The following is a 14238-nucleotide window of genomic DNA, read 5'->3' as shown; positions in this document are numbered from 1 at the left end:
GAATGAAGGCTTCGGTGGCCCGAAACATCAAGGCGTTTCTCCGTAAACGCCTCAGATTCGTGGACTTGCGCCACATTCCCCTCCGAATCTTGGGAATCAGAGGGAAGTCTTCGGCCTTTCCGGTAGCGCATGTAGCCCTGGGCCAGGATTGAGACGACTTCGGCGGTCACCGCTTCAATCGTGTCGGGGATGTTGGTTTCAGCCTGCATCCGGTCCTCCTTCGCGGAAGGCCGCTGGAAGGACCGTTGTGGATGCCGCGGGATGAACGACCTTGGTCAGGAACCGTTGGAGCCCGTCCGATATCGCTCGAGAGCGATGTCGCCGGCACCCACAACGGTCTCCGTTCTCACGGCCGCATCCGCTGTCTGGTGATCAACTTGCCGCCGAACCCCTTGGTCCGGCTTCCGGCTGATACCTACCGGAGGATCGAGTTTGATGTCGGCGCAGGCTCTGTGGGGAACCGGGCTGTTAAATAGCCGGATTCAAAAAGCGGAGAATGGGAGAATCAGGAAAGGACATTTGCGAAAACCGCGGCTGAACCCCCATGGTTGCATCGCAACCCCGGGCGGAGAGCATCGAAACGGAGAATCGGGAAGGATGTGCCCGTCGGCGTAAGTCGGCGAAGACAGGGCAGAAACGACAATACCCCGTGGGGATCAACCCACAGGGTATTGCGTTAAATAAGAACCGCTGATTTCAGCGGATAGAATTTTGGCTCCCCGGGACGGACTCGAACCGCCAACCTAGTGGTTAACAGCCACCCGCTCTGCCGATTGAGCTACCGGGGAACTTAAGCAGGAGAGATATATAGCAACATTGACTAAAAGTGTCAACATTTTTTTTCGTTTTTTTTACACTGTTTAAACATCAAAATTAACCAGTTTGACTTCCTCTTCCAACATTATCCCTGTCTCATTATAAACCTTATCCTTAACATGTTGGATAATATTGTATATGTCTAAGCTTGTTGCTCCACCAAGATTAATAATAAAGTTTGCATGTTTTTCAGAAACTTTAGCATTACCCACCCTATACCCTTTCAAACCACAACCTTCAATCAAAGTCCCGGCGAAATTACCTTTAGGTCTTTTAAAAACAGAGCCGCAACTGGGATAATCGATGGGCTGTTTTGACCACCTTTTAGAAAGGATTTCCTCCCTTCTGTACATATTTGCTCCTTTTCTCAAAAAAAAGCCCGCTTCAACAACTATTTTTTTATCTAAACCTGAGCTTCTGTAAGTAAAATTTATTTCGTTCTTTTTCAGTAGAGTAACTTTACCGGACATATCAATGGTTTTTACATAATCAACGACATCCTTTATCTCAGTGTCAAATGCCCCTGCATTCATAAAAACAGCTCCACCCACACTGCCGGGGATACCTGATAAGTCTTCTATACCACCCAAATTATTTGAAATAGAAAATTTTACAATATCATCAAGCAGGCAACCTGCTCCACTGACAAGCATACTACCATCTATCAAAGCATACCTGTTAAGATTTTTCAAACTAAGCACTACCCCGTCAAAGAAATTATCAGAAAATAGCACATTACTCCCTTTGCCAAGGATAAAAAATTTTTCATTTTTCAAGTAAATTAAGGATTCTCTCAAATCTTGAGTTGTATAAGGTTCTAAAAAAAGTTTTGCACTCCCACCGGTCATATAGCTTGTGTGTTTTGACAACGGCTCATTTTTAATTATTCTCATTTTTTGGTAATCCCCGCATCTTCAAGAGCTTTTGTGCATTTGCATTCATCCGTATTCGGAATATTTTTACTATACAACTCTAAAATTTCTTTCAATTTTTCTTCACTCTTCTTTATTGTTTCTATTACTTCTGAGGTTGTCAGTTTATTTTTCGAAATACCAGCAGCAAAATTAGTCACAATACTCACATTTGCATAACAAATCTCAGCTTCCCTTGCCAGCGTTACCTCAGGAAAAAGGGTCATACCGACTATATCGGCACCGAGAGTCTTATACATTTTAATTTCGGCAGCCGTTTCAAGCCTTGGCCCGTTAGTACATACATAAACACCCTTATTTTTGATGCCAAAAGAAAAATCTTTTGACAGAGTGATTAGCTTATCTCTGATCGTTTCGCAGAAAGGGTATGTTAAATCTATATGAACTATATCATTTTCTTCGTAAAACGTATTTGCTCTGCCACATGTCATATCGATAGCATTATCAGGAATAACAATATCCGAAGGCTTTAAATCACTTGCAATCCCACCGACAGCATTAAAAGAAAGTATTTGGCTGACCCCAATTTGTTTGAATCCGTCAATATTTGCTCTGTAATTTACTTTGTGTGGGGCAAGGGTGTGATTTGCTCCGTGCCTTGATAAAAAATAAAATTCAACTCCCCCTTTTCTAAAAAGTTTGTAAGGTGATGAAGGTTTGCCAAAAGCAGAGCTGACTTCAATATCTTCTATAAACTCAAAACCGTTGATAGAATAAAGTCCGCTTCCCCCTATTATCCCAATCTTCATTTTTACCCCTTTTGTTTTGAAGGCTTTGGAAGATGCCAGTTTTTATAAATTGCGATAAGCCTTATAGTTATTACTATTGCGATGCAAATAACTACATTAAGAGTCTTATTTAAATTTAGCCGATCAAAAAAAGCAAATATTAGACCTCCTACAATGCAAGCAGATGCATAAATCTCTTTTTGTAATACCAAAGGGACCTCGCCTTGCAGAATATCTCTTACCATTCCACCCACAGTGCCTGTCATAACCCCCATAATTATCGCACCAAAATATCCTATATGATAACTAATACCCACTGAAATCCCAATCACGGTAAATACTCCAAGCCCTATTGCATCCATTATAAGAAGCGTCTTAAACTTTTTTTCCACAAAAGAGCTAAAATAAAATGTGATTACTGAGGCCAAAATAGATATAAAAAGATATGTAGTGTTTTGGAAGATAAAAGGAGGGATTCTGCCCACAAGCACATCTCTAATTGTACCACCACCTACGGCAGTAACTACACCTAAAACAGTAACACCGTAAAGGTCAAGATTTTTCCTGACACCGGCTATGGCACCACTCATAGCAAAAGCAAATGTCCCTAAAAGGTCAAGTACGTATAATACATTCATTAGTCTTTTGATAAGTTAAATTTGTTTTTTGTCATACCTGCCAGGTAACTGTCATGGGTTACTACTAGTATGGTAAGCCCATCTTCGTTTAGTTTTTGAAATATTTCAAATATGCTGTCACTGTTTGCCCTGTCAAGATTACCTGTAGGCTCATCAGCCAAAAGTATATGAGGCTCGTTAATAAGTGCTCTTGCAATAGCAACCCTCTGCTGTTCACCACCGGAAAGCTCGGAAGGGTAGTGATTCATTCTATCTTTCAAACCAACTTTTTCAAGAAGATATTCTGCACTCATTTTAGCCCTATTTTTATTCCCATCCTTTATTAAGGCAGGAAACATTACATTTTCAAGCGCATTAAAATCATTTAAAAGATAATGAAACTGAAAAATAAAGCCCACATTCTCATTTCTAAACTTATCTATAAACCCGTTTGAAGAAAAAATATTCTTACCTTCAAATAGGACTTCCCCCGAGTCAGGCTTATCTAGCCCACCTAAAATATGAAGCAGTGTTGATTTTCCAGAGCCGGAGGGGCCAACTACGGCAGTAAAATCACCCTTATTTATCTGCAAACTCATGTTAACAAGGACATTTACGACATGAGTAGCCTTTTTAAAACTTTTATATATATTTTTGGCTTCAAGTATAAGACTATTCATTTCTCAATGCCTCAATCGGGTCTAATTTGGAAGCGTGAATGCTCGGGATTATAGATGATATAAAAGTAATCACAATTGCTGAGATACTCACCAAAATAAACACTTCAGGGACAATTTTTACAGGAATCCTGTCCATAAAATATACATCTTCAGGCAAAGAGATTATTTTATAGTTTTCAAGCACATAGCAAATAGCATATCCTATAATATTTCCTACAGCTATACCTATTAAACCTATTATCAGCCCCTGCCTTATAAAAATATTTCTTATAAATTTACTGCTTGCTCCCATAGCTCTGAGGATTGCGATATCCCTCTTCTTGTCCTTAACCGTCATTGTAATCAAACTCATTATATTAAACGAAGCAACTACAGTAATAAGAGTTAGGATGATAAACATTGCAGCTTTCTCTAGCTTTAGAGCAGAAAATAGATTTTGATTCATACTAAACCAATCTCTTGACCACAATGGGAATCCAAGTTTTTTTCTGATAGCGTGAGAAATTTCTCCTGCCTTATTTACATCAAAAACACTTACACTAAAACCTGTCACTATATCATCAAGCTCGAAGAATTTTTGTGCAGCTTTAAGAGGGATAAGTGTCAATGTGTTGTTATATTCATACATTCCAGTATCAAATATACCCGTTATTTTAAAGCGTTTCATCCTGGGGGTAAAGCCAAGAGGCCCTTTTTTGCCAAAAGGGGAAACCATAACTATCTCATCCCCAACGGTAAGAGCCAAACTGTTTGCCAAGTCTTTTCCAATTACAATATTAAAATCTTCACCGTCAAGAGACTTTAAATCCCCTTCTTTCATATATTTCTCAATATTTGTAACATTGATTTCAGTTTCAGGCACGATTCCCCTTACAATAACACCACTGACGCTTCTTTCACTTGTAAGTAAGACCTGATTTAGCAAAAATGGTGAAACCCCTTTAACACCTTCCACTGTCTTAATTTGTGATTCTATTTCCTGCCAATTGGATATCGGAGAAGAGTCAATTCTATTAACAATAATATGCGAATTAGCTCCCAATATCTTATCTCTTAAGTTATTTTCAAATCCAATCATTACATTTATTACCACTATTAAAGTGGCAACTCCCAAAACAATACCAATAATTGATATTGCCGAGATAAAAGACAATACTCGGGTTTCTTTTCTGCTTTTTATATATCTTAAAGCAATAAAATTAGATAGCTTCATCTATTCCCACTCAATTGTTGCAGGTGGCTTAGAACTTATATCGTATGTAACACGATTTATCCCCTTAACCTCATTTATTATCCTGTTTGAGACTTTTGCCAAAACTTCATAAGGGATATGAGCCCAGTCTGCAGTCATACCATCAAGACTTGTAACAGCCCTTAATGCTGCTACATGCTCGTAAGTCCTTTCGTCCCCCATAACTCCGACTGACCTTACAGGTAATAAAACGGTAAAAGCCTGCCATATTTCATTGTAGAGTCCAGCCTTTTTTATCTCTTCTATAAATATTGCATCTGCCAATCTCAAAATATCAAGCCTATCTTTTGTCACCTCCCCAAGAACTCTTATTGCAAGACCTGGCCCCGGGAATGGATGTCTGCCTATAATTTCCTGAGGCAAGCCAAGCTGCAAGCCAACCTGTCTTACTTCATCTTTAAAAAGTTCTCTCAATGGTTCAATCAGTTCAAACTTCATATCCTCAGGCAAGCCACCCACGTTATGATGAGTTTTAATAGTAGCTGATGGCCCTTTAAATGATACTGACTCTATTACATCAGGATATAGTGTCCCTTGAGCCAAAAAGTCAAAATCTCCTAACTTCTTGGTCTCTTCTTCAAATACCTGTATAAACAAATTACCTATTTTTTTGCGCTTGGTCTCAGGGTCGCTAACCCCTTTTAAAACTTCAAGAAACTTTTCTTCTGCATCAACATAAACAAGATTAATTTTGAAGTGATTTTTAAATGTGTCTATTACCTGCTCAGCCTCATTAAGCCTTAACAGTCCATTGTTAACAAAGATACACGTAAGATTTTCTCCAATTGCCTGATGAAGTAAAACTGCAACAACTGAAGAGTCCACACCACCACTAAGGGCACACAAAACCTTTTTATCTCCAACTCTTTCTCTTACTCTTTCTATTTCAGCATGAATAAAGTTGCCAGGAGTCCACACCTGCAGACATCCACAAACATCAACAATAAAGTTTTTTATAATCTTTGAGCCATTTACCGTGTGGGCCACTTCAGGGTGAAACTGAATAGCATAAATCGCTCTTGATTTATGGCGCATGGCAGCAACCGGAGCATTTTCAGTATAACCAATTATCTCAAACCCATCAGGCCGCTTCTCAAGCCTGTCGCCATGACTCATCCACACTGTTAGCTTACCATCTTCTGCCACATCTTTAAAAATATCTTCCGTATTAGCTATATTCAATATGCTTCTGCCATACTCTCTTGCATTTGCCCTTGCAACTACTCCACCAAAGTGTTTACATATCAGCTGCATCCCATAACAAATTCCAAGTATGGGGACGCCAAGTTCGAATATCCTTTTATCCACATCAGGGGAGTTTTCGTCGTAAACGCTTGAAGGCCCACCTGAAAGAATAATCCCCTTTGCACCAAAATCTTTTATTTTTGTAAAGTCAGCATTGCAAGGATATATTTCACAATATACTTTATGCTCCCTGACCCTTCTTGCAATAAGCTGGGTATACTGCGAGCCAAAATCCAGAATCAAAATCTTTTCAGAATGTATATCCACGACTCACCCCTTAAATTTAAGTATTTATCCAATAGTTAGGCGCTTCTTTTGTAATAATAACGTCATGAACATGACTTTCTCTAAGTCCTGCATTTGAAATTCTTACAAATTTAGCCTCTTTTATTACTTCATCAATTGATTTGCATCCCAAGTAGCCCATACCTGAACGAAGTCCACCCACAAGTTGATAAATAGTCTGGCTTAAGTCCCCTTTATAATGAACCCTGCCTTCAATCCCTTCCGGCACAAATTTGCTCTCGGTATCAGCTTTATCTTGAAAATACCTATCCTTACTCCCTTTTTTCATTGCCCCTACACTTCCCATACCTCGGTAAACTTTATAACTTCTCCCCTGATAAAGCTCAATCTCGCCGGGAGATTCTGTGGTACCGGCAAACAGTGAACCTATCATCACAACATTTGCACCAGCTGCTATCGCCTTTACTATATCTCCGGAATATTTGATCCCTCCATCAGCAATGATAGGGATGTTGTATCTTCTTGCCATTTCTGCACAATCCATAATTGCTGTAATCTGCGGTACACCTACCCCGGCAACAACACGGGTAGTACAAATTGAGCCAGGCCCAATACCTACCTTAACACAATCAACACCTGCTTTTGCAAGATCTTCAACTGCCTCAGCTGTAGCGACATTCCCTGCTACAAGCTGCAACTCCGGGTATCTGCTCTTTAAAGTTTTCACCATATCTATCACTTTTTTGGAATGTCCGTGCGCTGTATCAACGACTACTACATCCACTCCGTGCTCCACAAGGGCAGCTACCCTGTCAACGGTATCAGGAGTAACACCGACAGCAGCACCAACCATCAGTCTTCCATATTGGTCTTTAGTGGCATTGGGGTATTTCAGTTTTTTATTTATATCCTTAATGGTGATAAGGCCTTTGAGATTAAATTCATCATCTACCACAAGAAGTTTTTCTATTCTGTGTTCCTGAAGATGTTCCTTTGCCTCTTCAAGTGAAGTGCCAACCGGTACTGTTACTAGATTCTCTTTAGTCATATATTTATCAATTGGGTCTGTAATATTTTTTACAAACCTCAAATCTCTGTTGGTCAAAATTCCATAAAGTTTGCCGTCTTTTGTCACCGGGATACCTGAAATTTTATATTTAGCCATTATAGCAAGAGCATCTTCGACATTTTTATCATGATCAATGGTAATGGGATCAACAATCATTCCACTTTCAGACCTTTTCACTTTGTCAACCTCTTCGGCCTGCTCTTCAATGCTCATATTTTTATGAATAAATCCAAGACCACCTTCCTGAGCAATTGCAATCGCAAGCTTTGCCTCTGTTACAGTATCCATAGCTGCACTTACAAGGGGAATATTCAGTAAAATTTTATTTGTAAGTTTTGTCTGAGTGGACACATCACCGGGCAATACCTCACTTTTTCTTGGCACGAGAAGAACATCGTCAAATGTTAATGCTTCTTTTAAAATTTTATTGTTCATATTTTACCCCGATCAATATATTTTTGTCTCTAATATCCCCAGTCCCTACTGTATCTGAAATCCTTTTCAATCGTTCTGAGGCTTATTTTTGCAATTACCGGAAGTTGCCTTTTAAACTGGTTTTTCCTTATCCTTTCAGAAATATTTTCGATAAACTCCTTGTCAAATCCATCATTTACCAGTTCTTCAAAAGAATACCTTTCATCCACCATTTTATACAGAAGCCTGTCAACATCCTGATAACTGAAACCAAGCTCACTTTCATCCGTTTGACCCTCCCAGAGGTCTGCAGTGGGTTTTTTTTCAATAACCTGTCTTGGTATCTGCAGATACTCAGAAAGCTTCCACACCTGTGTCTTGTAAAGGTCACCTATTGGATTTATAGCTGATGCAAGGTCCCCATACCAGGTGCCATAACCAAGCAAAAGCTCTGTTTTATTACTTGTTCCAAGGACTATTCCACCCACTTCTGCTGATTTATCAAACAATACAATCATTCTCATCCTTGCCATTACATTACCTTTTCTTAGTTTGCTGATTTCAGGATTAACAGCAAAATAAGGCTCAACAAACTTTGTAATGTCTACCTCGGTAAGATCAACACCCAAAAAGTCAGCGACATTCATTGCGTCAATTTTACTTTGCATACTGCTTGTCCTGTATGGAAGGTAATACAAAAAAACCCTATCTTTGCCAAGTGCCTTTACTGCCAAAGTAGCCGACAACGCCGAGTCAATACCCCCACTTAAACCAACCACTACATTTTTCACACCGATTTTTTCTGTTTCTTCTTTTATGAAGTTACAAAGAATTTCTGTAACAATCTTTGTATCAATATTCATCTACATCTCCACAGTTTCTCACAAGTTTTTTTATCATGGCAAAATCTTCGCCCTTCAAAAAAGGTGAGTGAATTCTGGATCTTCTAAGTTCCTTCAAATCTATCTTTACACCTTTGACTTCCTCTTTTAAGAGAGGTAATTTTAAAATACTTTTCCCAAATGGGGAAAACACAGTCGAACCACCCCAGAAGGTTATCCCTTCTTCAACCCCCACTCTATTTACAAAAATAACATTAACGGTAAGATTTGTGGCTGCAAATTTCAATGTATTGTACCAGAGCTCCTCAGGATAAAAACTATCTTCAAATATCCCTCTTGCCGGACTGTTTGACACTACGATAACCGTATCTACATCCTGCCTGGTCAGACTCAGAATCGATGAAATATGAAGCGCATCCTCACATATCAAAATCCCGCACCTGAAATATTTCGTGTCAAAAGCCGTAAAACTGTCCCCTTTTGCAAAATATCTTGATTCTTCAAACATAGTATAGTTGGGTAAAAAAACCTTTTTGTGAATGTGTAAAATTTCTCCACCCTCAAAATATCCGCTGGCATTGTAAAAAAGGTGCCTTTTATCTTCATAAACAAAACCAGTAACAATCGAAATATATTTTGAATAATCTTTGATTTTTTTAATGATATCAGATTCCTGATTCAACGAAACATTATAAACAAGGTCCCTTAGATTATATCCTGTTAGGGACAATTCCGGAAATACTATCAAGTCATACTTATCTTCTATTGCTTTTTCGATAAGTTCAAAATGCTTGTATGCATTTTCTTTTATATTACCAAGAGAAGTCTTTATCTGTGCAAGACTTACACTAATCATTTTCACTCCTTATAAAGTGCCCGGATTTGCCACCTTTCTTTTCAACAAGCATAATATCCTTAATTATCATATATTTATCAACAGCTTTGCACATATCATAAATTGTAAGAGCCGCAACACTTACCCCTGTAAGAGCTTCCATTTCAACTCCAGTTTTTCCGCTCAGCTTTACGGTAGCAGTGATTTTAATGCAGTTTTTAACTCTGTCCGGCTCAAAATCAATGTTTACAGAGGTTATATTAAGAGGATGGCACATAGGGATAAGACTTGAAGTTTGCTTGACTCCCATTATTCCTGCAACTCTTGCAACTTCAAAAACGTTCCCTTTAAAGATTTTGTTATCCAGTATTTTATCAAGGGTATCTTTGCTCATATATATGTAGCCGGTTGCTGTTGCTTCCCTGAACGTTATCTCTTTTTCGGTAACGTCTACCATTTTGCTTTTGCCATGCTCATCAAAATGCGTAAATTCCATAATCTCACCCTATGGATAGTATTTAAACATCTCTTCTAAAGGGGAACTGGTTCTTACAAATTGCCATATCCCCCCTTTTCTGTTTTTTATATACTTAAACTGCTCATCATCAAATCTGTATTCAAACATTGCATGCAGCACTCTTTTTCCGCTTTTATCATCATAATTATACTTATATAAGTTTATTCTGTAAAGCTCAGCCTTGTAAATCATCATTTTAAAAAACAACAATTCAATAAAACCTGCGATTTCATTTTCAAAAGGGTTTTCAATACCTGAAGTCTTCTGGTCTTCAAATTTGGTTTTTGCTGTGTATAAAAGTTCAAGATTCAAAACGTTATCTCTGAAAAACATATCCACAAATTCAAACTGAGGCACAACCCCTTCCTGTTGAAAATACATTGACTCGCTAAAATTTATATTAAATCGCTCAATCAGGGATTTAATTTCAAGACTTACTTTATTGTAAATATATGAATTTTTTACAGCTTCCTTTTTTAATGTATTTTTAAAGTACAAATCATCTTTTTTTACATAGCCTTCAACTACATTATTCACCTTAATTTTAAGCCAGTTATCTTCAGTCTCACCTATCACAACTACTTTTGTACCTTTATAAAAAATTCTTATAACTTTTGATTTTTCATTAGCTGCACGATATACATTGATTTTATATTTATTTACAACGCCAACGGACTCCACAAAGTCACCAGTTACATTGTCTGAATATACAAAAAAAGGTAATATCAAAATAAGCAAAATTATAGAAAATATCTTATACATTGAATCTAAAATATACTATGTCTCCATCTTTAACAATATATTCTTTGCCTTCAAGTCTCACTTTACCAAGTTCTTTTATTCTGTTCATCGATTTTATTTCTCTGAATGTATCAAAATCCACCACTTCAGCCCTGATAAAGCCTCGCTCTATATCAGAATGGATTTTACCAGCAGCCTCTTTGGCAGTGGTTCCATTTTTGATTGTCCAGGCTTTAACTTCCTTTTCTCCAGCGGTAAAAAAGGTTATTAGGTCAAGAAGTCCATAACCTGAAATTATAAGCGATTCTAATCCTGACTTATCTACACCCAATTCATTTAAAAACTCTTCTGCATCTTCTTTGCTTAATTCAGCAAGTTCTGCTTCTATTTTCCCGGAAATTTTTACAAATGCAGCATTTTCTCTTTCAGCAATTTTTCTTACAGTCTTAACATAATCATTATCAACAGTAATGGAACCCTCGTCCACATTCGCAACGTACATTACAGGTTTTACAGATATCAAAGAAAGGTCTGAAATATATTTATATTCATCCTTTGTAACAATTTTTCTTAACATATTCCCTTCACTTGCCTGGGCATAAATTCTTTCAAGTACTGATAGTTTTTCCTTGAGTTCTTTATCACCGCTTTTTGCGGCCTTTGAAATTCGGCTTATAGCTCTTTCCAGCACTTCCATATCAGCAAGCAGCAGTTCAGTATTAATAACATCAATATCCCTTTCAGGGTTAACGTCTCCATCTACGTGTGTAATATTGCTATCCTCAAAACATCTTACTATGTGTGCAATAGCATCCACCTGTCTTATATGGGACAGAAATTTGTTGCCAAGTCCTTCACCCTTACTTGCACCCTTTACAAGTCCTGCGATATCTACAAATTCAATTGTCGTATAAACTACACTTTTTGGTTTTATATGCTCAACCAAAAAATCAACCCTTTCATCAGGAACATTAACTATACCTATGTTAGGATCGATCGTACAAAACGGATAATTCGCACTTTCGGCTTTTGCTTTTGTGAGTGCGTTAAAAAGGGTTGATTTGCCAACATTTGGCAACCCAACAATACCACAATTAAATCCCATACTAAACCTCGATTAAATTATATGCAAAAAAGGGCAGGTAAAACCTGCCCTTAAGATTTATAACAATGGAGCTATAACCAGTGAGACGATACTCATAAGCTTTACTAATATATTCATCGCCGGACCACTTGTATCTTTAAATGGGTCACCCACAGTATCACCAATAACAGCAGCAGCGTGTGCTTCTCCACCTTTTTTCTCACCTTCCAATTCACCTTTTTCAATACCTTTTTTAGCATTATCCCAAGCTCCACCAGCATTGGCCATTAAAAGAGCAAGCAATACACCAGTAACAGTAGCACCAGCAAGCATACCACCAAGAGCATACTTACCAAGTCCAAAACCAACTACAACAGGTGATAGAACTGCAACAAGACCGGGTAGAACCATCTCTTTCAATGCAGCAGCGGTTGATATATCAACACAAGTTTTTGGATCCGGTTTTACACCAGGCTTGCCTTCAAGAAGACCAGGAATCTCTCTAAACTGACGTCTAATCTCCTCAACCATTTGTGCAGCAGCCTTACCAACCGAAGTCATTGTAAGTGCAGCAACAAAGAATGGTAATACACCACCGATAAACATACCGATAACTACCGTAGGCTCTGTAATATTGATTACATCTACACCCGCACTACTTGAATATGCAGCAAAGAGAGCAAGTGCAGTAAGTGCAGCTGAACCAATAGCAAAACCTTTACCTTCAGCAGCAGTTGTGTTACCAATGGCATCAAGACTATCAGTAATCTTTCTTACTTCTGGTCCAAGCTCAGCCATTTCAGAAATACCACCTGCATTATCAGCAACAGGACCATATGCATCAACAGTCATTGTAACTCCAACAGTTGCAAGCATACCTACAGCAGCAATACCGATACCGTAAAGACCAGCTTGCCAGTTTGCAACAAAAATAGCTACACATATAAATATGATTGGCCAAACAGTAGACTGAAGACCTACTGCAAATCCGTGGATAATATTCGTAGCAGGACCTGTTTTAGATGCATGCATAATCCTTGTAACAGGTGCTGCAGCAGTGTAGTACTCTGTTATAAGACCGATTGCAACACCGGCAACTGTTCCAAACAATAATGCCCAAAAAACACCTGTATGTATCCCAAAGTATGCTATGGCAGCATATGCACCAAGTATAAATATTACTGCAGCAATAAGAGTTGTCATCCTTAAAGCCTTAGCCGGGTCCATGTTTTTAAGAGCATTCATTGAGAAGATACCAATAAGTGAAGCAACCAAACCAACTATTGCCAAAAATATTGGTAAAAACATTAATGCAGATTTATCTCCACCTAACAAATTCATCAGGTCAGGGGATGCTGTTGCAGCAATAGCTATTGTTGCAATAACTGAGCCAACATAAGATTCAAAAATATCAGCACCCATACCTGCGATGTCACCTACATTATCTCCAACGTTGTCAGCGATAACGCCAGGGTTTCTCGGGTCATCTTCAGGAATACCAGCTTCTACCTTACCCACAAGGTCAGCACCAACATCAGCAGCCTTTGTGTAAATACCGCCACCGATTCTTGCAAAAAGTGCAATTGAAGAAGCACCCATTGCAAAACCATTTATATACTTTGCTGATTCAGGTGTTCCAAATATTAAATAAAAAACGCCTACACCTAACAAACCCAATGAAGCGACTGCAAGCCCCATAACTGAACCGCCGTTATATGACACCAAAAGAGCAGCTGCGACACCTTTTGCCCTTGCAGCTTCACTTGTCCTAACATTTGCTCTTGTAGCCGCTTTCATACCAAAAAAACCGGCAAGAACAGAAAAAATTGCACCGGCAAGAAATGCAACAGCTGTTTTGAACCCTAAGTCAGGTGACAAAAACATCAACCCAAAAACAACAATAACAAATACAACCAAAACCTTATACTCTCTTGACAAGAAAGCCATTGCACCATCGTGAATCATATCGGAAATTTCTCTCATCTTTTCATTTCCGACAGGCTGTTTTTTAACAAAACCATAAATAAGTAAGGCCACGATAAGGCCTATTACCCCTGCCACAGGAGCGAGGTACTGCAAACCGTTTAACATTAGTTTTCCTCCTTCTTAATATTTTTATTATTAAAACTATTCATTGCTTTTTTAAGACCGCAACTGAGGTAGCATATTATTGCATCTTTTGCAATACTCAAAAATTCGTCAAGTTTTTCAAATTCTTCC

14 protein-coding genes and 1 tRNA gene are annotated in these 14238 nt (G+C 38.4%); all 15 read right to left on the bottom strand.

Features of this window, described 5'->3' with window-relative positions; translation table 11 throughout:
• Positions 1-209: hypothetical protein (locus tag ACTCAF_RS09495; RefSeq protein WP_463063044.1), on the bottom strand; the 209-nt coding region annotated here is incomplete at its 3' end.
• Positions 210-712: 503 nt separating this feature from the next.
• Positions 713-788: transfer RNA gene (locus ACTCAF_RS09490), tRNA-Asn, on the bottom strand.
• 72 nt (positions 789-860) lie between these two features.
• Positions 861-1709 (bottom strand): UDP-N-acetylmuramate dehydrogenase, encoded by an 849-nt coding sequence (murB, locus tag ACTCAF_RS09485; protein WP_242819062.1) that lies wholly within the window; start codon positions 1707-1709, stop codon positions 861-863.
• A complete protein-coding gene (gene mtnP / locus ACTCAF_RS09480; RefSeq protein WP_242819061.1) occupies positions 1706-2497 on the bottom strand; it encodes an S-methyl-5'-thioadenosine phosphorylase in 792 nt (263 codons plus the stop codon). Before mtnP ends, murB begins: the two co-directional genes overlap by 4 nt.
• A gap of 2 nt (positions 2498-2499) precedes the next feature.
• Entirely contained in the window at positions 2500-3114 is a 615-nt protein-coding gene (locus tag ACTCAF_RS09475) for a trimeric intracellular cation channel family protein (protein ID WP_463063043.1), read from the bottom strand.
• Positions 3114-3773 carry an ABC transporter ATP-binding protein gene (locus tag ACTCAF_RS09470; RefSeq protein ID WP_463063042.1) on the bottom strand — a complete coding sequence of 220 codons (660 nt, stop codon included), beginning with the start codon at positions 3771-3773 and terminating at the stop codon, positions 3114-3116. The genes ACTCAF_RS09475 and ACTCAF_RS09470 overlap by 1 nt, the downstream gene beginning before the upstream one ends.
• The gene (locus ACTCAF_RS09465) at positions 3766-4986 is read right to left on the bottom strand and encodes a lipoprotein-releasing ABC transporter permease subunit (protein WP_463063041.1); all 1221 of its coding nucleotides are present in this window, start codon (positions 4984-4986) and stop codon (positions 3766-3768) included. Before ACTCAF_RS09465 ends, ACTCAF_RS09470 begins: the two co-directional genes overlap by 8 nt.
• Entirely contained in the window at positions 4987-6537 is a 1551-nt protein-coding gene (guaA, locus tag ACTCAF_RS09460) for a glutamine-hydrolyzing GMP synthase (RefSeq protein WP_463063040.1), read from the bottom strand.
• Positions 6538-6553: 16 nt separating this feature from the next.
• On the bottom strand, positions 6554-8020 hold the full coding sequence (gene guaB, locus ACTCAF_RS09455) for an IMP dehydrogenase (protein ID WP_463063039.1): 1467 nt from the start codon (positions 8018-8020) through the stop codon (positions 6554-6556).
• 29 nt (positions 8021-8049) lie between these two features.
• Positions 8050-8862, bottom strand: a complete 813-nt coding sequence (locus ACTCAF_RS09450) for an NAD+ synthase (RefSeq protein ID WP_463063038.1) — start codon at positions 8860-8862, stop codon at positions 8050-8052.
• Entirely contained in the window at positions 8852-9697 is an 846-nt protein-coding gene (locus tag ACTCAF_RS09445; protein WP_463063037.1) for a nitrilase-related carbon-nitrogen hydrolase, read from the bottom strand. Before ACTCAF_RS09445 ends, ACTCAF_RS09450 begins: the two co-directional genes overlap by 11 nt.
• On the bottom strand, positions 9690-10172 hold the full coding sequence (moaC, locus tag ACTCAF_RS09440) for a cyclic pyranopterin monophosphate synthase MoaC (RefSeq protein ID WP_463063036.1): 483 nt from the start codon (positions 10170-10172) through the stop codon (positions 9690-9692). The genes ACTCAF_RS09445 and moaC overlap by 8 nt, the downstream gene beginning before the upstream one ends.
• Positions 10173-10181: 9 nt before the next feature.
• Positions 10182-10955 carry an SH3 domain-containing protein gene (locus tag ACTCAF_RS09435; protein ID WP_463063035.1) on the bottom strand — a complete coding sequence of 258 codons (774 nt, stop codon included), beginning with the start codon at positions 10953-10955 and terminating at the stop codon, positions 10182-10184.
• Positions 10948-12039, bottom strand: coding sequence for a redox-regulated ATPase YchF (gene ychF, locus ACTCAF_RS09430; RefSeq protein WP_463063034.1), 1092 nt, complete (start codon positions 12037-12039; stop codon positions 10948-10950). The genes ACTCAF_RS09435 and ychF overlap by 8 nt, the downstream gene beginning before the upstream one ends.
• 57 nt (positions 12040-12096) lie before the next feature.
• Positions 12097-14109 (bottom strand): sodium-translocating pyrophosphatase, encoded by a 2013-nt coding sequence (locus ACTCAF_RS09425; protein ID WP_463063033.1) that lies wholly within the window; start codon positions 14107-14109, stop codon positions 12097-12099.
• Positions 14110-14238 lie beyond the last annotated feature (129 nt).

It is taken from the genome of Deferrivibrio sp. (assembly GCF_055117995.1).
The sequence above is the reverse complement of the archived record's forward strand: the minus strand, read 5'-3'. Positions and strand labels throughout refer to the sequence as shown.

Bases quoted from the DNA above. Each gene is read 5' to 3' on its own strand.
- ACTCAF_RS09425 (WP_463063033.1), bottom strand. From the start codon at position 14,109: ATGTTAAACGGTTTGCAGTACCTCGCTCCTGTGGCAGGGGTAATAGGC.
- ACTCAF_RS09450 (WP_463063038.1), bottom strand. From the start codon at position 8,862: ATGAATATTGATACAAAGATTGTTACAGAAATTCTTTGTAACTTCATA.
- ACTCAF_RS09435 (WP_463063035.1), bottom strand. From the start codon at position 10,955: ATGTATAAGATATTTTCTATAATTTTGCTTATTTTGATATTACCTTTT.
- ACTCAF_RS09445 (WP_463063037.1), bottom strand. From the start codon at position 9,697: ATGATTAGTGTAAGTCTTGCACAGATAAAGACTTCTCTTGGTAATATA.
- ACTCAF_RS09465 (WP_463063041.1), bottom strand. From the start codon at position 4,986: ATGAAGCTATCTAATTTTATTGCTTTAAGATATATAAAAAGCAGAAAA.
- murB (WP_242819062.1), bottom strand. From the start codon at position 1,709: ATGAGAATAATTAAAAATGAGCCGTTGTCAAAACACACAAGCTATATG.
- mtnP (WP_242819061.1), bottom strand. From the start codon at position 2,497: ATGAAGATTGGGATAATAGGGGGAAGCGGACTTTATTCTATCAACGGT.
- ACTCAF_RS09470 (WP_463063042.1), bottom strand. From the start codon at position 3,773: ATGAATAGTCTTATACTTGAAGCCAAAAATATATATAAAAGTTTTAAA.
- ychF (WP_463063034.1), bottom strand. From the start codon at position 12,039: ATGGGATTTAATTGTGGTATTGTTGGGTTGCCAAATGTTGGCAAATCA.
- ACTCAF_RS09475 (WP_463063043.1), bottom strand. From the start codon at position 3,114: ATGAATGTATTATACGTACTTGACCTTTTAGGGACATTTGCTTTTGCT.
- moaC (WP_463063036.1), bottom strand. From the start codon at position 10,172: ATGGAATTTACGCATTTTGATGAGCATGGCAAAAGCAAAATGGTAGAC.
- guaB (WP_463063039.1), bottom strand. From the start codon at position 8,020: ATGAACAATAAAATTTTAAAAGAAGCATTAACATTTGACGATGTTCTT.